The sequence below is a fragment of the Streptomyces sp. DSM 106670 genome, from assembly GCF_055792845.1.
This window is the reverse complement of record NZ_CM147704.1, coordinates 58,643-78,671: the sequence shown is the minus strand read 5'-3', so window position 1 is coordinate 78,671 and position 20,029 is coordinate 58,643. Positions and strand designations below refer to the sequence as shown.

The 20,029-nt window shown below is 72.6% G+C and carries 16 protein-coding genes and 1 pseudogene; 8 read left to right on the top strand and 9 right to left on the bottom strand.

Translation table 11 applies throughout. From position 1 onward, the window contains the following. Positions 1–14 precede the first annotated feature (14 nt). From ACSMXR_RS00365 to ACSMXR_RS00350, 4 genes and pseudogenes are all read right to left on the bottom strand, one after another. The gene (locus tag ACSMXR_RS00365) at positions 15–1,352 is read right to left on the bottom strand and encodes a sensor histidine kinase (protein WP_381854530.1); all 1,338 of its coding nucleotides are present in this window, start codon (positions 1,350–1,352) and stop codon (positions 15–17) included. Then, on the bottom strand, positions 1,352–2,026 hold the full coding sequence (locus ACSMXR_RS00360; RefSeq protein WP_030082193.1) for a response regulator transcription factor: 675 nt from the start codon (positions 2,024–2,026) through the stop codon (positions 1,352–1,354). The genes ACSMXR_RS00365 and ACSMXR_RS00360 overlap by 1 nt, the downstream gene beginning before the upstream one ends. Before the next feature lie 82 nt (positions 2,027–2,108). Beyond that, entirely contained in the window at positions 2,109–3,179 is a 1,071-nt protein-coding gene (locus tag ACSMXR_RS00355; RefSeq protein ID WP_473172491.1) for a methyltransferase, read from the bottom strand. Positions 3,180–3,293: 114 nt separating this feature from the next. Then, positions 3,294–4,215 (bottom strand): annotated as a pseudogene (locus tag ACSMXR_RS00350) (LysR family transcriptional regulator ArgP). 67 nt (positions 4,216–4,282) lie between these two features. Between ACSMXR_RS00350 and ACSMXR_RS00345 the strand changes: the two are divergent. Further along, a complete protein-coding gene (locus tag ACSMXR_RS00345; RefSeq protein ID WP_137231282.1) occupies positions 4,283–4,894 on the top strand; it encodes a LysE/ArgO family amino acid transporter in 612 nt (203 codons plus the stop codon). Positions 4,895–4,955: 61 nt separating this feature from the next. Here the strand turns inward: ACSMXR_RS00345 and ACSMXR_RS00340 are convergent, their stop codons facing one another. Further along, positions 4,956–5,594 (bottom strand): ScbR family autoregulator-binding transcription factor, encoded by a 639-nt coding sequence (locus ACSMXR_RS00340; protein ID WP_137231283.1) that lies wholly within the window; start codon positions 5,592–5,594, stop codon positions 4,956–4,958. 156 nt (positions 5,595–5,750) lie between these two features. On the opposite strand from ACSMXR_RS00340, the gene afsA reads away from it, so the two are divergent. The 4 genes from afsA to ACSMXR_RS00320 all read left to right on the top strand — a co-directional run bounded on the left by afsA (position 5,751) and on the right by ACSMXR_RS00320 (position 9,357). Next, positions 5,751–6,695, top strand: a complete 945-nt coding sequence (afsA, locus tag ACSMXR_RS00335; RefSeq protein ID WP_381854033.1) for a 2-oxo-3-(phosphooxy)propyl 3-oxoalkanoate synthase — start codon at positions 5,751–5,753, stop codon at positions 6,693–6,695. Between the two features lie 12 nt (positions 6,696–6,707). Next, entirely contained in the window at positions 6,708–7,553 is an 846-nt protein-coding gene (locus ACSMXR_RS00330) for an NAD(P)H-binding protein (RefSeq protein WP_137231285.1), read from the top strand. 284 nt (positions 7,554–7,837) lie between these two features. Further along, the gene (locus ACSMXR_RS00325; protein WP_381795932.1) at positions 7,838–8,557 is read left to right on the top strand and encodes a ScbR family autoregulator-binding transcription factor; all 720 of its coding nucleotides are present in this window, start codon (positions 7,838–7,840) and stop codon (positions 8,555–8,557) included. Between the two features lie 56 nt (positions 8,558–8,613). Continuing rightward, positions 8,614–9,357, top strand: a complete 744-nt coding sequence (locus tag ACSMXR_RS00320; RefSeq protein WP_473170912.1) for a class I SAM-dependent methyltransferase — start codon at positions 8,614–8,616, stop codon at positions 9,355–9,357. On the opposite strand, the gene ACSMXR_RS00315 is transcribed toward ACSMXR_RS00320, so the two are convergent. Next, complete coding sequence (locus ACSMXR_RS00315; protein WP_218523554.1) at positions 9,320–10,249, bottom strand: helix-turn-helix domain-containing protein; 930 nt, start codon at positions 10,247–10,249, stop codon at positions 9,320–9,322. The genes ACSMXR_RS00320 and ACSMXR_RS00315 overlap by 38 nt on opposite strands. 162 nt (positions 10,250–10,411) lie before the next feature. Here ACSMXR_RS00315 and ACSMXR_RS00310 point away from each other — a divergent pair, with 162 nt between their 5' ends. After that, a complete protein-coding gene (locus ACSMXR_RS00310) occupies positions 10,412–11,452 on the top strand; it encodes an NAD(P)-dependent alcohol dehydrogenase (RefSeq protein ID WP_218523553.1) in 1,041 nt (346 codons plus the stop codon). A gap of 373 nt (positions 11,453–11,825) precedes the next feature. Further along, on the top strand, positions 11,826–13,958 hold the full coding sequence (locus ACSMXR_RS00305; protein WP_473170911.1) for an FUSC family protein: 2,133 nt from the start codon (positions 11,826–11,828) through the stop codon (positions 13,956–13,958). 58 nt (positions 13,959–14,016) lie between these two features. On the opposite strand, the gene ACSMXR_RS00300 is transcribed toward ACSMXR_RS00305, so the two are convergent. Continuing rightward, on the bottom strand, positions 14,017–15,645 hold the full coding sequence (locus ACSMXR_RS00300) for an FAD-binding oxidoreductase (RefSeq protein ID WP_473170910.1): 1,629 nt from the start codon (positions 15,643–15,645) through the stop codon (positions 14,017–14,019). Positions 15,646–15,705: 60 nt separating this feature from the next. Between ACSMXR_RS00300 and ACSMXR_RS00295 the strand changes: the two genes are divergently transcribed. Further along, positions 15,706–16,422: a TetR/AcrR family transcriptional regulator gene (locus ACSMXR_RS00295; protein WP_473170909.1), complete on the top strand. Its 717-nt coding sequence runs from the start codon at positions 15,706–15,708 to the stop codon at positions 16,420–16,422. A 30-nt stretch (positions 16,423–16,452) separates the two neighbouring features. Here the strand turns inward: ACSMXR_RS00295 and ACSMXR_RS00290 are convergent, their stop codons facing one another. Further along, positions 16,453–17,568 carry an AI-2E family transporter gene (locus tag ACSMXR_RS00290; protein ID WP_376187995.1) on the bottom strand — a complete coding sequence of 372 codons (1,116 nt, stop codon included), beginning with the start codon at positions 17,566–17,568 and terminating at the stop codon, positions 16,453–16,455. Between the two features lie 60 nt (positions 17,569–17,628). Next, positions 17,629–19,842 (bottom strand): HelD family protein, encoded by a 2,214-nt coding sequence (locus ACSMXR_RS00285; RefSeq protein WP_473172490.1) that lies wholly within the window; start codon positions 19,840–19,842, stop codon positions 17,629–17,631. Positions 19,843–20,029 lie beyond the last annotated feature (187 nt).

Genomic DNA, 20,029 nt, shown 5'->3' with positions numbered 1-20,029 from the left:
TCATGGCCGACCGATCATGAGCGAATCGTGAGCGTCCGCCCCGTGCCGCGCCGGCGGCCCTGCCGCGATCCGGCGGGGGCGAGCCGCAGGACGAACTCCGCGCCGCCGCCGGGGCGCTCCCGGACGGTGAGCGTTCCCCGGTGGGCCTCCGCGATCCGCCCCACCAGCGAGAGGCCGATGCCCGTTCCCCCGCCCGGCGAGCTGAACCGTTCCATCAGCTCCGGCAGCCGGTCCGGATCCACACCCGGCCCCCGGTCGGCGACCCACACCTCCGGACCGCGCACGGTCACCAGCAGATCGGCCCGGTCCGTCGGCGCGCCCGGCGCCCGGCCGTGCCGTACGGCGTTGTCCAGGAGGTTGCGCACGGCGACCCGCACCAGGGCCGCGTCGGCTTCCGTCACCGACTCCGTCAGCCGAAGCTCCGGACGGCGACCGCCGTCCGGCAGCTCCGCGCACACCTCCTCGACGAGCTGGTCCAGCCGCAGCGGCTCCGCCCGTACGACGTCCACGTCGGCCTCCAACCGCCCCCGGGTCAGCAGGTTCTCCACGACGTCGGCCATCCGGTCCGCCGCCCGCCGGATCCGGGGCAGATGCGCCGCCGGCCCGTCCGGAGAGCTCGCGGCCACCTCCACCGATCCGCGCATCACCGCGACCGGGGTCCGCAACTCGTGCGCCGCGTCGGCCAGCAGCCGTTCCTGCTGCTCCAGCGTCTGCCAGGCCGGCCGCATGCTCCGCCCGGAGAGCACATGCCCGGTCAGCGCGGCCAGCGCCGTCAGCGCCCCGGTCCCGACGACGAGGGAGAGGACCAGACTGCGGTGCTCGGCCGCGCCGTACTCCGGATCGCCGACCGCGACGGCCGCGCCCGCCACCTCGTCGGTGGCGTCGTGGTAGAAGGGCACGGCCAGCAGATGCACCGGCTCTCCCGCCCGGTCGCGCGCCTCGGCCCGTACCGGTTCCTCCTCGTCCATCGCCGTACGGGTCACCGCCCACAGAGCCCCGGCCGGTACGGCGAACTGCTCGGTGCGGCCCCGGAACACGGTCACCGGATCACCGCCGGGCCGTCCTTCCAGCACCAGGATCTGCGGGGTTCCCGAGGTCGCATCGTCGTCGTCGAGGCCGTCCAGCCTGATGCGGTCGTCCTCGTAGTAGACGAGCGAGGCAGCGACGGACGCCCGGCGGCGCATCTCGTCGTACTCGGCGTCCTGCCGCGCCCGGTCGTCGGTACGGATCACCAGCCAGGACAGCGCGGCCAGCCCGACGACGGTGATCAGGGTGTACGCGGCGGTCAGCCGCAGCTGCAGCCGGCGCAGCCGCCTCCGGGCCGGCGAACGACGGCGTACGGGCTTCGCCATCAGGACGGCCCCGGCTCCGCCGACAGCAGGAACCCCTGACCGCGCACGGTGTGCACGAGACCGGGGGAGCCGAGCTTGCGCCGCAGCCCCGCGACGACGGCGTCCACCACATTGGACACCGGGTCGGCCATCTCGTCCCAGCAGTGCTCCAGCAGGTCGGTACGGGTGACGACGGCGTCCCGGTGGACGAGGAGCTGCTGGAGCACGGCGTACTCCTTCGGGCTCAGCGACAGCAGCACGCCGCCGCGCCGCACCTCGTACCGCGCCACGTCCATGACCACGTCCGCACAGCTCAGGAAGGAGGGCAGCCGGGCCGCCGCCCGCCGGCTCAGGCCCCGGACCCGCAGCACCAGCTCGGGCATCGCGAACGGTTTGGCCAGATAGTCGTCCGCACCGCTCTCCAGCCCCCGCAACCGCTCGGGCAGCGAGTCCAGGGCGGTGAGACACAGCACGGGCACCGACCAGCCGGCCCGGCGTCTGACCTCCAGCGGGACGAGGGTGTCGCCGGAGGGCACCATCCGGTCCAGCACCACACAGTCGTACGCGGTGACGTGCAGCAGCACGTCCGCCTCCGGCCAGTCCGCCGCGCAGTCCACGGCGAAACCCCCGTCCCGCAGCCCGGACGCGATGACCTCCCGCAGGTCGTCGTCGTCCTCCACCAGCAGCACACGCATGGGGAGGACGCCTCCGATGTCGTTCCAAGGGGGAGAGACCCGCCATCCTAAGGCGTCCCGCGCGACTGCCCCGAGGCGGCCGTCAGACCGGTGAGGCCTCGATGATCCGGAAGATGTCGGGCGCGGGCAACGGCGTCACGCTCCGGAGGGCGAAGCCGCCCGCCGCGCACAGGGCGGCGAAGTCGTCCTCGGTCCGCTCCCGGCCGCCGACATTGACGAGCATGTTGAGATCGCTGAGGTAGACGCCTCCCGCCGGGTCCGGCGGCACCGTGGCGGGCAGCACCGGCTCGACGATCAGCAGCGAACCGTGGTCGGGGATGACGGCCCGGACGTGCCGCAGGATGGCCGCGCACCTCTCGTCGTCCCAGTCGTGGATGATGCTCTTCAGCAGATAGAGGTCGCCGCCGGCCGGGGCAGAGGCGAAGAAGTCACCGGTCTCCAGGACGACGCGGCCGCTCACATCCTGCTCGGCCAGCCGCCGCGGAGCCTGCGCGAGTCCCTCGGCCGTGTCGAACAGGATGCCCCGCAGCTCCGGGTGCTCGCGCAGGACCGAGGCCAGCAGGGTGCCGTCGCCGCCGCCGATGTCCACGAGCGTGTGGAAGCGCCCGAAGTCGTAGTGGTGCGGCACGTTCGCGGCGGTCAGCCGGGTGCCCTGGCTCATCGCCTCGTTGAACGCGGCGGACAGCTCGGGCTGTTCCTTGAGATGGCCGAAGAAGTCCGTCCCGAACACGGTGTCGAACGTGGTCTCTCCCGTACGGACGCTCTCGTCGAGCAGGTCCCAGCCCCGCAGCATGACCGGATCGGTGAACATCCGGGCCATGGCGACCATCGTGCCGGGCGTGTCGGTGCGCAGGGCGTCGCCCGCCGTCGTGGTCCGGAAGACGCCCGGCTCCGTCTCGGACAGCAACTGGAGTCCGGCGAGCGCGCGCAGCAGACGCAGCGTCGCCTGCGGATGGGTGCCGAGAGAACCGGCGAGCGCGTCGCCGCTCAGCTCGCCGGGACCGATCCGGTCGAACACCCCCAACCGCACCGCCGTACCGAGTGCCTGGGTGGCCATCTGACCGAGCACGAGCCGGGCGACCGTGCCCCGTGCCTGCCAATCGACCGCCGTCTCCGGGCCGTTGCCGGTCTCCTGGCCCTGACTGTCCGTCATCATGCGCCCCTCTCTGGTCGGTTAGGTAAACCTAACTTCGCTCGGAGGGTGCTGCAATCACCCATGCGTAGGGGTGGGATACGTGGGTTGTGGGTGGGGGTGAGGCGGAACCGGTCAGTCCGGCCGGTCGCCGTCGAGCGACTCGGCCGCCTCTGCCGCCACCGCATCGGCCACGGCCGCCAAGGCTGGTGAGTCCAGCTTCCACTGCTGCCAGTACAGCGGGACGACGACGGTCCGGTCCGGGGTGAGCCGCACCAGCCGGCCGTCGTCCAGCAGCGGCTCCGCCTGGACCTCGGGCACCATGCCCCAGCCCATGCCCGCCGCCACGGCGCTCACGAACCCCTCCGAGGTGGGCACGAGATGACGCCGGGCGCTCGCCCGGGACCCGAGACCGAGCCGGCGGACGAAGGTGTCCTGGAGATCGTCGCGCCGGTCGAAGCCGATCACCGGGGCATCGCCGATCAGCTCGCGCAACGCCGTGCCCGCCCGCCGCTCCAGCCATCGGTCGGCGAAACCGGGACTGGCCACCGGCAGATACCGCATCCGTCCCAGCCTGCGTACCGAACAGCCCGTCACCGCCTCCGGGGACGAGGTCACCGCCGCCATCACCAGCCCCTCCCGCAGCAGGGCGGCCGTATGGTCCTGGTCCTCGCGGCGCAGCTCGTAGCAGAGGTCCAGCTCCTCCGGCACCCGCCGCAGGGCGGGCAGGAACCAGGTCGCCAGGGAATCGGAGTTCACCGCGATCGACAGGGGCGTCGGTCCGTCCGGTCCGGCCATCCCGAGCGCCGTCCGCGCGTCGCGCTCCAGCCGGGCCAGCTGGCGGGCGAAGCGCACCACCACCTCGCCGGACTCGGTGGGCCGCACCGGTTTCGTGCGCATCAGCAGCACCCGGCCCGTGCGCTGCTCCAGTGCCTTCACACGCTGGCTGACCGCCGACGGCGTCAGCTGCAGGGCGCCCCGCCGCCGCGTCGAAGGTGCCTTCGTCGACCACGGCCAGCAGCGTCCGTACCTGGTCGAGAGGAAGCTCGGACATCATGAAAGCTAATGATACGTAAGAATCCTTAGCTGGACATCATATTGTCCCGCTTTGTAGCGTCGGCCGCATGATGAACGCCCTGACCACCGCGGCCGCCGGATTCGGCACCGGCCTGTCCCTCATCGTCGCCATCGGCGCCCAGAACGCCCTGGTGCTGCGCCAGGGCGTCCGCCGTGACGGTGTGCTCGCGGTGGTCGGGATCTGCGCCCTGTCCGACGCGGTGCTCATCGCGCTGGGGGTCGCCGGGGTCGGTGCGGTCGTGGTGGCCTGGCCGTCGGCGCTGACGGCGGTGGGGCTGCTCGGCGGCCTGTTCCTGATCGGCTACGGCCTGCTCGCCGCACGCCGCGTCCTGCGCCCGTCGGCCCTGCACGCCGCCGACGCGCCGGCCACGTCGCGCCGGGGCGTCGTGCTGACCTGCCTGGCGATGACCTGGCTCAACCCGCACGTGTACCTCGACACCGTGTTCCTGCTCGGGTCCGTCGCCGCCGACCGGGGTCCGCTGCGCTGGACCTTCGGCCTCGGCGCGGTCCTCGCCAGCCTGTGCTGGTTCGTCGCGCTCGGATACGGCGCCCGGATGCTGAGCGGGGTCCTGGCGCGGCCCGCCGCCTGGCGGGTGCTGGACGCGCTGGTCGCCGTGATGATGATCGGCCTCGGCGCGAAACTGGCGCTGGACGCCTGAGCGCCCGGCGCCCGTTCCGCGTACGAGCCTGAAAGCCGGGTGGCCGTTCCCCCGGCTCGGTTCAGCCGACCGGATCCAGCAGGCCGAGGCGCTCGGCGCGCTCCGGCGTCAGATCGAGGGCGGTGAGGATGGAGGGCGTGGCGATACTGGGGAGTATGTGCTGCTGCAGCGTGATGTGGCGGCGCTGCAGGTCCTGGTAGTTGGTGAGAGTCTGGGAGACCGCCTGGGTTCCCGCGAAGGCGGCCACGTACAGGTCCGCCGTCTCGGTGGGGTTGACGTGGGGGAGCAGTTCGCCGTTGTGTTTGGCACGGGCGAGGAGGTGATGGGTGGCTTCCTGCCAGCGGAGAAAGGGGCCGCTGCGGTCGAGGCCCTGTGCCTGCTGGTCCATGGAGAGGCGGACGCCCGCCCGGGCGAGGAGGCTGGTCTGCAGACGATGGCTGAACAGCATGCCCAGGTCGATGAGTTCCTGGAGTTTGAGAGCCTGGTCCGGAACGGTCTGAGGAGGCTCCTGCGCATCGAGAACACCGAGCGCGAGATCTTCCTTGGACGGGAAATGGAAGTAGAGAGCGCCTTTGGTGACGCCGGAGCTTTTGAGTATCTCGGTGATCGTCGCGGCTTGATAGCCGTATTTCTCGAAGGCCTGCGCCGCTGCCATCAGGATTGTCTGGCGGGTGCGGATCGCCCGGTCCTGCTTGGCCATCCTGTCTCCTTTGCTGGGCGAGGGCCCGGGAAACGGCTGGGACGGTGTGGGGGGACGACCCTGCCGGGGATAGAAAAAAAACCGCTTAGTCTGTATCTTATCAGCGCACGTGCATCGCAGGAACGGCTCGCCATCACATGACCCCTGGGGGGAGTTATGCCCGAAGCAGCAGTCTTGATCGATCCGGTGCCGGCTATGGATTCGGAGGCCGAGGTGGTGCATCCCGTGGGGATCGACATGGTGCACCGGACCAGGCCGGAGGACGCCTTTCCGCGTAACTGGGTGCGCCTGGCCCGCGATCGGTTCTCGGTCACGGCGGTCCTGCCGCACGATCATCCGTTCTTCGCCCCGGTGAGCGGCGACCGGCACGATCCGCTGCTGGTGGCGGAAGCGATGCGACAGGCGGCCATGCTCTCCTTCCACGCCGGGTACGGCGTCCCGGTGGGCTACCACTTCCTGATGGCGGACCTCGACTACGCGTGCGACCTGGACCACTTGGGCGTCGGCGGCGCCCCCGCCGAGATCGACGTGGAGGTGTACTGCTCCGATCTGAAGTGGCGGGGCGGACTGCCGATACAGGGGCGCGTGGGCTGGGCGGTCCACCGCGACGGGGAACTGGCCGCGACGGGGACGGGCGCGACCCGCTTCACGAACCCCAAGGTGTACCGGCGGATGCGCGGTGACACACCCGCCGAGGGGATATCGATACCGCGGGCGACGCCGGTCTCCACCGCCGGGGCGGGCCGCACCAGGGCCGAGGACGTGGTGCTCTCGGAGACCGGCCGGGACGGGGTGTGGGAACTGCGCGTGGACACCCGGCATCCGACGCTGTTCCAGCGGCCCAACGACCATGTCCCGGGCATGCTGCTGCTGGAGGCGGCCCGTCAGGCGGCCTGCCTGGCGGTGGGGCCCGGCGGAATCGTTCCGGCGGAGGCGCGCAGCCGGTTCCACCGGTACGCCGAGTTCGACAGCCCGTGCTCGATCGGGGCGGTGGTCCGGCCGGGGACGGCCGAGGATACGGTGACGGTCCAGGTGACAGGCCATCAGGACGGCGAACCGGTGTTCTCCACCGTTCTGTCCGGCCCGCGGATCGACGGCTGAGAGGTTTTCCGAGTGATTCTCGTGACCGGGGCGACCGGAGCGGTGGGCCGTGAGGTCGCCGGACAGCTGGCGGCGGCAGGCCCGGTGCGGATTCTCGCGCGCAGCCCCGAGCGGCTGACGGTACGGGGGAGCGGGGTCGAGGTCGTCGAGGGGGAGTACGGGGACCGCTCCGCCCTCGACCGGGCCATGCGGGGCGTCACCTCGGTGTTCCTGGTGACGAAGAGCCCCACCGAGCCCCACGACGAGTGGGTCGCCGCGGCGGCGGCAGCGGCGGGCGTCCGCCACCTGGTCAAGCTGTCCATGATGGCGGTGGAGGAGCCGGGGGCCGACGACTTCATCACCCGGCGTCAGCGGGAGAACGAACAGGCCGTGCGGGAGTCGGGGGTCGCCTGGACGTTCGTCCGCCCCAGGACGTTCATGTCCAACACGCTGTCCTGGGCGCCCGGCATCCGGTCGGCCGGAGTGGTGCGCGCCCTGTACGGCGACGCGCCGGTCGCCTGCGTCGACCCGCGCGACGTCGCGGCGGTCGCCGTCGCCGCACTCACCGGCACGGGGCACGAGGGCAGGGCGTACGCCGTGTCGGGCCCGGAGGCGATCACCGCGCGGGAGCAGACGGCCCAGCTCTCCCGGGTGCTGGGGCGGCCGTTGCGCTTCGAGGAACTGGGCGTGGACGCCGCGCGTGCGGCCCTGCTGGCGACATACCCGCGGCCCGTCGCGGAAGCCTTCCTGGAGAGCGCGGAGCGGCAGCGGGCGGGCGCGAAGGCGACGGTGGTGCCCACCGTCGAGGAACTGACAGGGCGTCCGGCCCGGCCGTTCCGGATCTGGTCGGCCGATCACGCGGACGCGTTCTCGGCGTAGTACCGCGAGACAGCTCTCCCCTACGTGCGATGATCCGCTCTTTCCCTTTCCGGCCCGGTTCCATGGCCCGGAAGGGAAGAGCTTTTATAACCCGAAGGGGAGAAGTGGCCGGAAAGGGTCCCGGAAGTCTCCGCCGTCTTCTTCCGTTCTCTGGAAATGAAACCGGTAAGTTGGTTTCATAACTCCATGAAGCCGTTCCACTGCCCCGGCGGGGAGCCCTCCACCGGGGCAGCCGCCTTTTCCGGTCCCCCGTCCGGTCGCCGATTCTTCGAGCGGAGGTCCCGGTGACCAAACAGGAGCGGGCCACCCGTACCCGCCGGTCGCTGATCCGCTCCGCGGCCACCGTCTTCGAGCAGCACGGCTACGCGCAGGCGCGGCTGACGCTGATCAGTTCCGGCGCGGGCGTCAGCACCGGCGCGCTGCACTTCCACTTCGAGAACAAGGCCGCGGTCGCGGAAGCGGTGGTGGTGGAGGCGTCCCGGGAGCTGCGCGAGATGTCCGGCGCGATCCGGCGCAGGACGGACACCGCCCTGCAGGCGCTCGTCGACAGCTCGCACGCTCTCGCGGAACGGCTGCGCGAGGACCCGGTGAGCCGGGCCGGATTCCGGCTGAGCTGCGACGCCGCGAGAACCGCCGCCCCGGACCTGAGAGTGCAGTGGCACCACCGCGTGCGGGAACTGCTGGACGAGGCGGCCGCCGCCGGAACACTCGCCGAGGACGTCTCCCGCGAGGACGCGGCAGCCGCCACGGTCGCCGCGACGGCCGGGTTCGAGGTGCTCGGCCGGCACGACTCCGGCTGGCTGTCCCCGTACATGCTCACCGGCTTCTGGCAGTTGCTGCTGCCCCGGCTCGCCGCCGCACAGACCCTCCCGCTCCTGGACCCGGCCGGCACGGCCGCTACGGCGTCGACCCGGATTCCCGCGCCCGCCGCCGCCACCGATGAGGCGGAGGCGGCGGCAGGAGTGGCGCCCGAGGAGGTGGCGGCGGTGGCCGAGGCCGACTGACCGCTCGTCCGCCCCGGCGAGTGCCGATGCCCCGCCCGCCCGGTACCTTCCGCCGCATGGCTGACGAGATGTTCGTGGATCCCCGACTGGCTGCTCTCTACGATCCGCTCGACCTCGACCGAGGCGATCTGGACCCGTACGTCCGCATCGCCGAGGAGTTCGGCGCACGGCGGGTGCTGGACATCGGCTGCGGTACCGGTGTGTTCGCCCTGCTGCTGGCGGACCGGGGGTTCGAGGTCGTCGGCGTCGACCCCGCCCGGGCCTCGCTCGACGTGGCGCGCGCCAAGCCGGGCGGTGACCGGGTCCGCTGGATCAGCGGTGACGCTTCGGCTCTTCCGCCGCTGCGGGTCGACCTGGCCACCATGACGGCCAACGTGGCACAGGAGATCACCGACCCGCGCGACTGGCGGGCGACGCTGCGCGGTGCCTACGAGGCGCTACGGCCGGGCGGGCACCTGGTCTTCGAGACGCGGGACCCGGCCCGGCGCGCCTGGGAGGCGTGGAACCGGGAGCGTTCGCACCGTGTCACCGAGATCGTCGGCCTCGGCCCCGTCGAGAGCTGGGTCGAGGTGACCGAGGTCGCCGGACCGCTCGTCTCGTTCCGCTGGACGTACGTCTTCGCGGCCGACGGCCAGGTCCTCACCTCCGACTCCACGCTGCGGTTCCGCGAGCGTCAGGAGGTCGAGGCGGACCTGACGGCCCGGGGCTTCGTCGTACGCGAGGTGCGTGACGCACCCGACCGGCCGGGCCGGGAGTTCGTCCTCATCGCTCGTCGTCCGGACCCCGACCCGCGCCGCTGATCACATCCGCCCGGCCCGCGTCGGCGCCCCAGCTCGCCAGCAGGCGCAGGGCCTGGGCCGACTCCGAACCCGGCTCCGCGTGGTAGGTCACCAGCTGCTGGTCCTCGTCGTCCGGGAGGTTCAGCGTCTCGTACGACAGGGTCAGGTCGCCGACGAGCGGATGCCGGATCAGCTTGATGCCGTGGCCCTTCTCCTTGACGTTGTGCGTCGCCCACAGCCGCCGGAACTCCTCGCTCTTCAGCGAGAGTTCGCCCACCAGCGCCGACAGCTGCGGATCGTCGGGGTGGCAGCCCGCGTACAGCCGGAGATAGCTGACCATGTCCGAGGCCTTGGAGTCCCAGTTCAGGAACAGGTCCCGGTAGGCGGGGGAGAGGAACACCAGACGCGCCCAGTTCCGCTCGGCCGGCGGCAGTGCGGCCCAGTCGCCGAACACCGCCGCCGCCATCGGATTCCAGGCGAGGATGTCGGACCGCGCCCCGGCCACGTACGCGGGAATGCCCTCCATGCTGTCGAGGAGATACAGCAGCCCGGTCCGCACTCGCTGCACCTTCGCCGGGCGGCGCTTCTTCTTGTGCCGGGCGGGCCTCGCCAGATGGTTCAGATGCGCGTGCTCGGCGTCGGTGAGCCGCAGCGCGCGGGCGATCGCGTCGAGCACCTCGGCCGACACATTGCGCCCGTTGCCCTGCTCCAGACGCGTGTAGTACGCCACGGACACCCCGGCCAGCTGCGCCAGCTCCTCCCGGCGCAGCCCGGGCACCCGACGGGCCCGGCCGAACTCCGGCAGTCCCACGTCCTGCGGCTGAAGCTTGGCCCTGCGGGTGCGCAGGAACTCACTGAGCTCGGCACGCCGGTCCAGCGGCTCGGGTGCGGCGGCCTCCGGCTGATCGTCCATGGGGTCCATTATTCCTGCGATGCGTGGTCGTAGGCGGCCGAGCCTGTCCCCGTCAGTAGTAGGACCACTGGACGTAGGCAAAGCGGTGGGCTGGGTAAACGTCGGACCCGGAGTGAGGCTGGGACACGTTCCTACCGCATCACCCAGAGGAGAACCTCCGGCATGACCACCGTTGCCGCCTACGCCGCTCCCCGTGCCAAGGCCCCGCTGGAGCGCACCACGATCGAGCGTCGTCCGGTGGGCGAGTTCGACATCCTGATCGACATCAAGTTCGCCGGTATCTGCCACTCCGACATCCACCAGGCCCGCGACGGCTGGGGCGAGGGCATCTTCCCGATGGTGCCCGGCCACGAGATCGCCGGGATCGTCGCCGAGACCGGCTCCGGGGTCACCCGGTTCAAGGTCGGCGACCGCGTCGGCGTCGGCTGCATGGTCGACTCCTGCGGAAAGTGCGACGCCTGCCTGAGGGGCCGCGAGCAGCACTGCGCCGAGGGCAACACCCAGACGTACAACGCCCTCGACCGCAGCGGCGAGCCCACCTACGGCGGCTACTCGACGCACATCGTCGTGACCGAGAAGTTCGCCGTCACCATCCCCGAGGGCATCGCCCTCGACGAGGCCGCGCCGCTCTTGTGCGCCGGCATCACCACGTACTCGCCGCTGAAGCGCTGGGGCGCGGGCCCCGGCAAGAAGGTCGCCGTCGTCGGCCTCGGCGGTCTCGGCCACATGGCCGTCAAGATCGCGCACGCGCTCGGCGCCGAGGTCACGGTCCTCTCCCAGTCCCTGCGGAAGAAGGACGACGGGCTCAAGCTGGGCGCCGACCACTACTACGCGACCAGCGACCCCAAGACCTTCGAGGAGCTGGCCGGCACCTTCGACGTCATCCTCTCCACGGTCTCGGCCCCGCTGGACTTCGGCGCCTACCTCGGCCTCCTGCGCACGGACGGCACCCTCGTCAACGTGGGCGCCCCCGAGGAGCCGATCTCGCTGAACCTCTTCTCCCTGATCATGGGCAACCGGTCGATCGCGGGTTCGGCGATCGGCGGCATCGCGGAGACCCAGGAGATGCTGGACTTCTGCGCCGTGCACGGGCTCGGCGCCGAGATCGAGGTGATCGGCGCGAGCCAGGTCAACGAGGCGTACGAGCGGGTTCTCGCGAGCGACGTCCGCTACCGCTTCGTGATCGACACGGCGACCATCTGAGCCACCACGGGCCGCCCCACTGTGCGGGCGACCGCCCGGCCGTGTGATCTTCGCCGGCGTCCGCCCCGAGCACCAGGTGCTCGGGGCGGACGCCTTTCTCGTCCGGCGCACAGGGCCCGACCGATCGCCGGGCCGCACGGACCGATCGAGCCGCCCGAGCCCTTCGCCATCGCGCGCGGGCGGCCCGGTCCCGGCCGACAATGGCCGGAGGCAGCCCTGAGGGCGTCACCGGAGACCGGCCCGGGAGAGGAGCGCGCGGCATGAGCGCACAGCGGCTCCCGGCGGACGGGCCCTCACAAGGGTCTCCGCCCGCCGCCGTCCGCATGCCCCGCCGGGCGAGGCTCGGGGCCCCGCCCGCGGAGGGAGCGCGCGGGTGATCGCCGGGCAGGAGCGGGCGACGATCCTCCGCCGGTCTTTCCGGGTCGCCGGCGCGGCGAGCGCCGGCTTCTACCCGCTGCTGTACGGAGCCGGGCTCCCGGTCACCGCGCTGTACGCCCTCTTCGCGCCGATCGCCCTCGGACTCCTCTCAGCCGTCCCCGGCTCCGGCCGTCAGCGGGCTTCCGTCATGGTGCGGGCCCTGCCCCCGGCGCTGGTCCTGGCGACCCTGGGCACCCTGCTCGCCGTCGACACCTGGGCCGCCGTCGGCGGCATGCTCCTCGTCGGGTTCCTGCTGGCGTTCGCGGCCGTGGCCGGGCCCAGGCCCGCGGGCGCCGCCCCCGGACTCCAGCTGTTCTACATCCTCGCCTGCTTTCCGCCGTACGCCCCCGACACGCTCGTGGAGCGGCTGTCGGGGCTCACGGCCGGTGTGCTGCTCCTCGCCGCCTTCGAGGTCCTGCTGCCCGATCCGGCCGCGCCCTCCTACCGGGAACGGCTGGCCGACGCCCTCGACGAGGCGGCGCGCGGGGCCGCTCCCGGCGGCGTACCACCAGCACGGCTGCGCGCCGCCGGAGCGAAGCTGCGCCTGGCGGACCTACCACCGGCGGAACGCCCGGCCGGGGCCGGCCGGACGGACCGCGCGTTCGAACAGGCCGGCCGCTCCGTACGCAGACTCCTCGACCAGCTGGCCACCCTCGCCGAAGCCACACCCGTACCCGCGCCCGCCGATCCCGAGTCCGCCGCACTCCTGGACCGGGTCGCGGAGCTGTGCACCGCCTGCGCCCGGTTTCTGCGCACCGGCAGCCGCCCACCGCCCGCCGGTGCGCTGGAGGAGGCGATGCGGGGCTTCCAGACGGACCGGGTGCGCCTGGCCACCGGACCGCCCGGTCAGCGGCCCCCGGTCGAGGTGCTGCGACGGCAGTCCCGGGTGCTGGCGCTCGCCGAATCGGCGCGGATGGTGGAGATCACCGTCGACATCGGCACGCACGGAGGGCCCACCGAGCCGGCCGCCCCGCGCGAACTGTTCTGGTACGCCGAACTGTCCACGCCGAGGCTGTGGGCCCGGCGCGTCCTCGGCAATGTGACGTTCCGGTCGGTGCTGTTCCAGAACGCCGTGAGGACCGCGCTCGGACTCGCCGCGGCCCGCGCGGTGGCCGGCTCTCTCGACCTGACCCACGGGTTCTGGGTGCTCCTCGCCGTCCTGACCCTCGGACGTACGACCGCCGGCGCGACCTGGCAGGCGGTCCGCCGGGCGGTGGCGGGCAACGCGGCGGGCGCGCTGGTGGCCGGGGCGCTCGTGATCGGACTCGGCCGGCACACCGACGTGTACGCCGCCCTGCTCGCCCCCGTCATGCTGGTGGCCTTCGCCCTGGGGCCGCTGCTGGGCCTCGCGTACGCGCAGGCGCTGTTCACGCTCGTCGTCGCCACCGCGTTCGCCCAGATCGCCCCGGTCACCCTGCGGCTGCCGGAGGCACGGATGATCGACGTCGTCACCGGCAGCGTGATCGGTCTGCTGTGCGGGCTGCTGGCCTGGCCGGCCGGGGCGCGAAGAGAGGTCCGCCTGGCCATGGCCGGGCTGCTCAGAACGTGCGCCCCGCTGGTGCCGGTGACGGCACAGGCGCTGCTCGCGCCGTCGGGCGGTTCGCGGGCCGCCCCGGCGATCCTGCCGGGCGTCCACCGGCTGCGCCTCGCCGAGGCGGCGTACGCCCAGTACCGCGCGGAGGCCCCGAGCGCCGGTGAAGCCGACCGCGCCGACTGGCACGCCCTGCTCATCGCCGCCAACCACATGCTGCTCGGCGCGCAGTGGCTGCCGCGCTTCGGTCTCCGCCCGGAGTCGGGCGCGAGTGACGCCTCCGCCGTTCGGGCCCGGAGGACCGCGTCGGGCCTGGAGGCGGAGGCCGACCGGATCGCCACCCTGCTCGCCGAGGATCGGCCGGGGCCCGCGCCGGGGCCCGCGCCGGGGCCCGCGCCGGGGCCCGCACTCGGTCGCGGCCCGGACCGCGCCCCGCCGACGCCTCTGTCCGTGGACCTGGAGGTGTGGATGACGAGCCTCGCCCACCAGCTCACCCGCATCGAGGCCTCGCTGAAGGCGGCCCCCGGCACGGCCCCGCCGGACGCGCGCCCGGCATGAGCGGCCGGGAGGCCCGCCATCACCCGCCGCGTCGACCGGCCGTCAGCTGCACCCGCTGTCACCCCGCCGCGTCGAACAGCACGCCCGGGTTGAGGATCCCGGCCGGGTCGAGGGCCTGCTTGGCCGCGCGCAGGGCGAGCGCGAACGGCTCCGGGCGCTGCCGGTCGTACCCGGGCCGGTGATCGCGCCCCACCGCGTGGTGATGGGTGACGGTCGCCCGGTGCTCGCCCAGGGTCCGCATCGCCGCCGCCTTGATCGCGTCCCACATGGCGACCTCCGACCCGCGCCGGCCCGGGGCGATCACCGTGAAGTAGGGGGCGGGACCGTCCGGATAGACGTGCGTGAAACGGCAGTTGATCAGAGCCTCGGCGCCGGTCGCCGCCCGGACGGCCGCCCCGACGTCCCGGTGCACCGCCTCGTACAGCTCCGGGAACCGGTCCCAGGTGCACGCCGTCTCGAACGTCTCGCTGATCACGCTCATCCGGGCCAGCCCGTCCCGGATGTACGGCATCCGCAGGAACGCCGAACGCCAGGTCTCCGCGGCCGAGTCGCCCACGGCCGAGTCGCCCGCAGCGGTCGGGCCGCCGACGGGGGAGCCGCCGTGATCGCGGGCCAGGGCGACGAGTTCGGCGAGCCGGCCGTCCACCGGGTGGTGGGCCGACTCCACGCCCAGCACCAGGACGCTTGTGCCGCCGCCCGCCACCCCCGACAGCGCGGCCTCGCCCGGGTCGAGCAGGCGGCAGTTGGCCGGATGCAGGCCCGACTGCGCGATGGCCCGGACGGCGTCCACCGCGGCGGGAAAGCGGTCGAACACCACCGAGGCCGACGCCTTGTGGACGGGACGGTCCTGGAGTCGCATCCACGCCTCGGTGATGACCCCGAGGGTGCCCTCCGAACCGAGGAAGAGCCGGTCGGGGGAGGGCCCGGCCCCCGACCCGGGCAGGCGCAGCGACTCGCTCACCCCGGCGGGCGTGACCACGCGCAGGGCGGCGGTGAGATCGTCGATGTGCGTGTGGAGGGTGGCGTAGTGCCCGCCCGCCCGGGTGGCGAGCCAGCCGCCGAGCGTCGAGAACGCGAAGCTCTGCGGGAAGTGGCGCAACGTCAGTCCGTGCGGCCTCAACTGCGCCTCCAGGCCCGGTCCGAGGGCTCCCGCCTGGATCCGCGCCGACCGGCTCACCCGGTCGATCTCCAGCACCCGGCCCATCCCCGAGAGGTCCATCGACAGGACGCCGGAGTGGGTTCCGGCGCGGTACTCGACCCCGCCGACCACCGAACTCCCCGCCCCGTACGGGATCACGGCGACGTCCGATGCGGCCGCCCAGTCGAGAAGGTCCACCACGTCCCGCTCCTCCCGGGGGAAGGCGACGAGATCGGGTGCGGCCGCCAGGTCGCCGTGGAGCGCTCGGACGACGTCACGGAAGGCCTTGCCGTAGGTGTGGCCCGCCCGGTCGGCCGGATCGCCGGAGACGAGGTGGGCGAGCGTACGGGGTGCGCTCACGCGGACGGGCGGCAGCTCCAGGGAGGCGATGGAGGGGACGGGCAGCACGGTTCCGGCGGCCCCGGGGACCAGCGCCGCGAGCTCGGCGCACTCGGCGTCCGGCAGGGCCTGACCCGGGTCGCCCCAGCCCCACCAGGACCGGGCGGGGGCGGCGTCGGCCCCGTGTGACAGGGAGGTGCGGTCCGCCATGGGCGTATGACCTTCCAGTAATTTACCTCTGGGTAATTTACTGCAACGTATAGTCCAGGCATGAACACGGCAAGAGGTCAGTCGCCCGCCCCGCCGCCCTCGCCGGAGTCCGGACCGGCCCGCTCCGGACCGCCTCGCTCCGGCGCGGCCCCCGGCCCGGTGCCCGGCGCCGGGACGAAAGGCGTTCCCCGGGCGCGGCGCGAGGCGCAGATCCTCGCCGCCGCCATGGAGGAGTTCGGCCGGCACGGACACGCCTCGGCGTCGATGGCCTCGATCGCCCGGCGGGTGGGGGTCACCAAGCCGATGCTGTACACCTACTTCGGCTCCAAGGACGGGCTCTATCTCGCCTGCCTGGAACAGATCGCGCCCCGGCTGCGCTCCGCGATCGAGGAGGCGATGACGCCGGATCCACCCGGCGTCACGCCCGCCGCGTCGAGCGTTCCGCCGCGCGTCCTCGCAGCCGTCTTCGACGTACTGGAGGAGCAGCGGGAAGCCTGGTTCGTGCTGTACGACCGGACGTTGAAGCCCGGCTCCGATCCGCACGCCGCCGCACACGCCCACCGCGCGGCCATCGACGACCTCGCGGCCTCCGGTACGGCGGACGTCCTGCACGGACAGGGCAACCGCGACCCGCTGGACGCCGACGCGCTGAAGCACGTGTGGACCGGCACGGTCGGCGCGCTCGTCGGCTGGTGGATCTCCCACCCCGAGCAGTCCGCTACGGAGATGGCCGCACGCTGCGCCCGGCTCCTGGCCGCGATCCGCACCCCGTCCTGACCACTCCCGCCTGCCCGCCGGTGGCGGGCCCTACGAGGGAACCGGCGCATCCGCGGGCAGATCCTCGGGCTCCGGCTCCCGCGGCTCCTGCGCGAGCTGCTCGCGGAGATAGTTCCAGGCCACCCCGAGCAGCGCGGCCACCGGAACGGCGAGGAGGCTTCCCACCACACCGGCCAGGCTGCCGCCCAGCGTCACCGCGAGCAGGATCGTCGCGGCGTGCAGACCCAGCCCGCGGCTCTGGATCATGGGCTGGAACACATTGCCCTCCAATTGCTGGACCACGATGATGATCCCGAGCACGATCAGGGCGTCCATCGGCCCGTTCGAGACCAGAGCGATGACCACCGCGACGAATCCGGCGAACAGCGCCCCCACGATCGGCACGAACGCGGAGACGAAGGTCAGCACCGCCAGCGGCAGAACCAGCGGCACGTCCAGGATCCACAGGCCGAGCCCGATGAAGACCGCGTCCAGCAGACCGACGAACGCCTGGGACCGTACGAACGCCCCCAGGGTGTCCCAACTGCGGGAGGCCACTTCGGGGATGTCGGTGGCGAGCCTGCCGGGAAGCTGACGCGTCAGCCACGGCAGGAACCGTGTGCCGTCCTTGAGGAAGAAGAACATCAGGAAGACCGCCAGTACCGCCGTGACGAGTCCGTTGACCACGGTGCTCACCCCGGTGACGGCGGTGGTCACCACACTGCCGACACTGTCCTGGAGCTTGGAGGTCGCGGTGTCGAGGGCGCCGGTGATCTGGTCGTCGCCGATGTTCAGCGGCGGACCGGCCGCCCACTCGCGGAGCTTCTCGATGCCGTCGACCACCCTGCCGGCCAGTTCCCCGGACTGGTCCGCCACCGGCACCGCGATCAGCGCCACGATGCCCGCCCCCACCAGCAGGGAGAACACCGTCACCGCCGACGCGGCGAGCGCGGGCCGCCAGCCGTGCGCGCGCAGGAAGCGGGCGAGCGGCCAGGTCAGCGTGGTGAGGAACAGAGCGACTATCAGCGGCCAGAGGACCGACCACATCCGGCCCAGCACCCACAGCGCGACCGCCGCCGCCACCAGGACCAACAACAACTCTGCGGAGACCCGTGCCGAGGTGCGGAGAGCAGCCGCGGTCTTGGTCGAACTCAATGGCGAAGACATGGCGTCACCCTATGGGTTCGCCCACCGTGTTCCGGCCACCCCCGCTGCCCGCGACGTCCGTCAACGCAACGCCGGTGGCAGCTCCTCCCGGTGGACGATGCCCAGACGCTGCGTGGCACGGGTGAGCGCCACATACAGATCGCTCGTGCCGAACCGGGCCGGCTCCACGACCAGCACATGGTCGAACTCCAGCCCCTTGGCCTGGCGCGGATCCAGCAGCACCACGGGGTGCGTGAGGTCGGGGGCCTCGCCTGCCACGACACCGTCCAGCGGCGCGGCGATCTCCTCGTGCAGCGCACGCGGCGCGATCACCGCCAGGCGTCCCTCCCGGGGCGTCAGTTCCACGACGGCCTCGGCCACCGTGCCCGCCAGATCCTCCCCGGCCGCCCGCTTCCACGGCTTCTCGCCGGTCGAGCGCACCGAGACCGGGGCGGTGAACGACGGGTTCTTCTCCCGCAGGACTCCGGCGGCCAGCTCCATGATCTCCGCGGGCGTACGGTAGTTGACCTCCAGCGTGACGTGCTCGAAGCGGTCACCGACGTACGGCCGCAGAATCCTCTCCCAGGACCCGACGCCCGCCTCCTCGGAGGTCTGGGCCGGATCCCCGACCAGGGTCAGCGAGCGGGTCGGCGCCCGGCGCATCAGCAACCGCCACGCCATCGGCGAGAGTTCCTGCGCCTCGTCGACGATGATGTGCCCGAACGCCCACGTACGGTCGGCGGCGGCCCGCTCGGCGGCGGTGCGGTGGTCGGCCTCCTCGTGCCGCTCCGCCATCCGCTCGGCGTCGATGATGTCGTGGGCGGCGAGGACCTCGGACTCCTCGTCCTCGAACTCGTAACTCTCCGAGCCCCGCGACAGCTCCAGCACCCCCTGCGCGTAGCCGACCCGCTCCTGACGGGCCGCCTCGGCGGCCGCCCGCTCCGCGCTGTCGTCGACGCCCAGCAGCTCGGCGGCCTCGTCGAGCAGCGGTACGTCGGCGGGGGTCCACGCCCCGGCGCCGGCCGGGCGGCGGATCGCGTCGGCGTCCTCCTCCGGTACGTACACGGGGTGGGCCAGATAGTCGGCGAGGAAGCCCTCGGGGGTCAGCGGCGGCCACAGCTCGTCGACGGCCGCGTGCACCTCCTTGCTCAGCGCGACGTCCCGGCCGAGCAGCGCCACATCGTCGGGGCCGAGGAAGTTGGGCCCGCCGTAGGGGTCCGCACCGATGCGCTCGACGAGCTGTGCGGTGAGCGCGTCGATGACCCGGAAGACGAAGTGGGGCCGGGCGAGATTGTGCGGCAGGAGGGTGTCCCGGGCCGCCTGCCGGGCCTCGTAGGCGATCTCCCAGTCCAGGATCAGGTCCCCGCCGTCCTCGTGCGGGATCACCATCGCGGCCCCGGGCTCCGGCAGCCGCTGCCGGTCGCGTACGGCCAGGGCGAGGGCCTCGGCCATCGGCTCGCCGCCCTTGACGGTGGCGGCGCGCGGGGTGTCCGTACCGGTGGCGTGCACCCCGGGGAACAGCTCGGCCTGCGTCGCGAGCAGCACCCCGGTCTCGCCGAGCGCGGGCAGCACCTCCGCGATGTAGCGCAGGAACGCCGGGTTGGGCCCCACGATGAGCACGGCCCGCTTGGCGAGCAGCTCGCGGTGCTCGTACAGCAGGAAGGCGGCCCGGTGCAGCGCGACGGCGGTCTTTCCGGTGCCGGGGCCGCCCTCGACGACGAGGACGCCGCGGTGCGGGGCCCGGATGATGCCGTCCTGCTCGGCCTGGATGGTCCGCACGATGTCGCCCATGCGCCCGGTCCGCGCGGAGTTGAGCGCCGCGAGCAGCACGGCGTCACCGTTCGGATCCTCGAATCCGGTGCGGTCCCGGTCCCCGAGATCCAGGATCTCGTCATGGAGCTCGGTGACCGTGCGGCCCTCGGTGGTGATGTGCCGACGCCGGCGCAGCCCCATCGGCGTGTGCCCGGTGGCGAGATAGAAGGGACGTGCCACCGGCGCACGCCAGTCGATCAGAACAGGAGTGTGCTCGGTGTCGTCCTCACGGATCCCGATCCGGCCGATATGGTGCGCGAGCCCGTCGGAGCGGTCGATGCGACCGAAGCACAGGGACCCGTCGACCGCGTCGAGCGCGGCGAGCAGCCCCGAGCGCTCCGCGACCAGTATGTCGCGCTCCAGCCGCGCCTGCTGTCCCGTACCGACCGGCGTCAGCGCGCGCTCGACACCGTCGGCCGCCACGCCGCGCAGGGCGTCGACCCGGGCATGGAGCCGGTCGATGAATTCCTGCTCTTCCCGCAATTCGTCGCTTTCCCGGTTTGACAAAACGGCTCCCCGCCAGATATATTCGTATCCATAAGGCCCCCGAGCGGGGCCTTTCTGCATGAGCGCAGAAGAATCCAATATACGCGCGATAATCCCCGGACCGCAATTACGGTCCGGGGATTCTTCGTGCCCGGCGATCCGCCCGCCCGACGACGGCCACGAC

What these genes read in the sequence shown, in the direction of transcription:
- ACSMXR_RS00365 (WP_381854530.1), bottom strand. Translation starts at nt 1,352, where the DNA reads ATGGCGAAGCCCGTACGCCGTCGTTCGCCGGCCCGGAGGCGGCTGCGC.
- ACSMXR_RS00360 (WP_030082193.1), bottom strand. Translation starts at nt 2,026, where the DNA reads ATGCGTGTGCTGCTGGTGGAGGACGACGACGACCTGCGGGAGGTCATC.
- ACSMXR_RS00355 (WP_473172491.1), bottom strand. Translation starts at nt 3,179, where the DNA reads ATGACGGACAGTCAGGGCCAGGAGACCGGCAACGGCCCGGAGACGGCG.
- ACSMXR_RS00345 (WP_137231282.1), top strand. Translation starts at nt 4,283, where the DNA reads ATGATGAACGCCCTGACCACCGCGGCCGCCGGATTCGGCACCGGCCTG.
- ACSMXR_RS00340 (WP_137231283.1), bottom strand. Translation starts at nt 5,594, where the DNA reads ATGGCCAAGCAGGACCGGGCGATCCGCACCCGCCAGACAATCCTGATG.
- afsA (WP_381854033.1), top strand. Translation starts at nt 5,751, where the DNA reads ATGCCCGAAGCAGCAGTCTTGATCGATCCGGTGCCGGCTATGGATTCG.
- ACSMXR_RS00320 (WP_473170912.1), top strand. Translation starts at nt 8,614, where the DNA reads ATGGCTGACGAGATGTTCGTGGATCCCCGACTGGCTGCTCTCTACGAT.
- ACSMXR_RS00315 (WP_218523554.1), bottom strand. Translation starts at nt 10,249, where the DNA reads ATGGACGATCAGCCGGAGGCCGCCGCACCCGAGCCGCTGGACCGGCGT.
- ACSMXR_RS00310 (WP_218523553.1), top strand. Translation starts at nt 10,412, where the DNA reads ATGACCACCGTTGCCGCCTACGCCGCTCCCCGTGCCAAGGCCCCGCTG.
- ACSMXR_RS00300 (WP_473170910.1), bottom strand. Translation starts at nt 15,645, where the DNA reads ATGGCGGACCGCACCTCCCTGTCACACGGGGCCGACGCCGCCCCCGCC.
- ACSMXR_RS00295 (WP_473170909.1), top strand. Translation starts at nt 15,706, where the DNA reads ATGAACACGGCAAGAGGTCAGTCGCCCGCCCCGCCGCCCTCGCCGGAG.
- ACSMXR_RS00290 (WP_376187995.1), bottom strand. Translation starts at nt 17,568, where the DNA reads ATGTCTTCGCCATTGAGTTCGACCAAGACCGCGGCTGCTCTCCGCACC.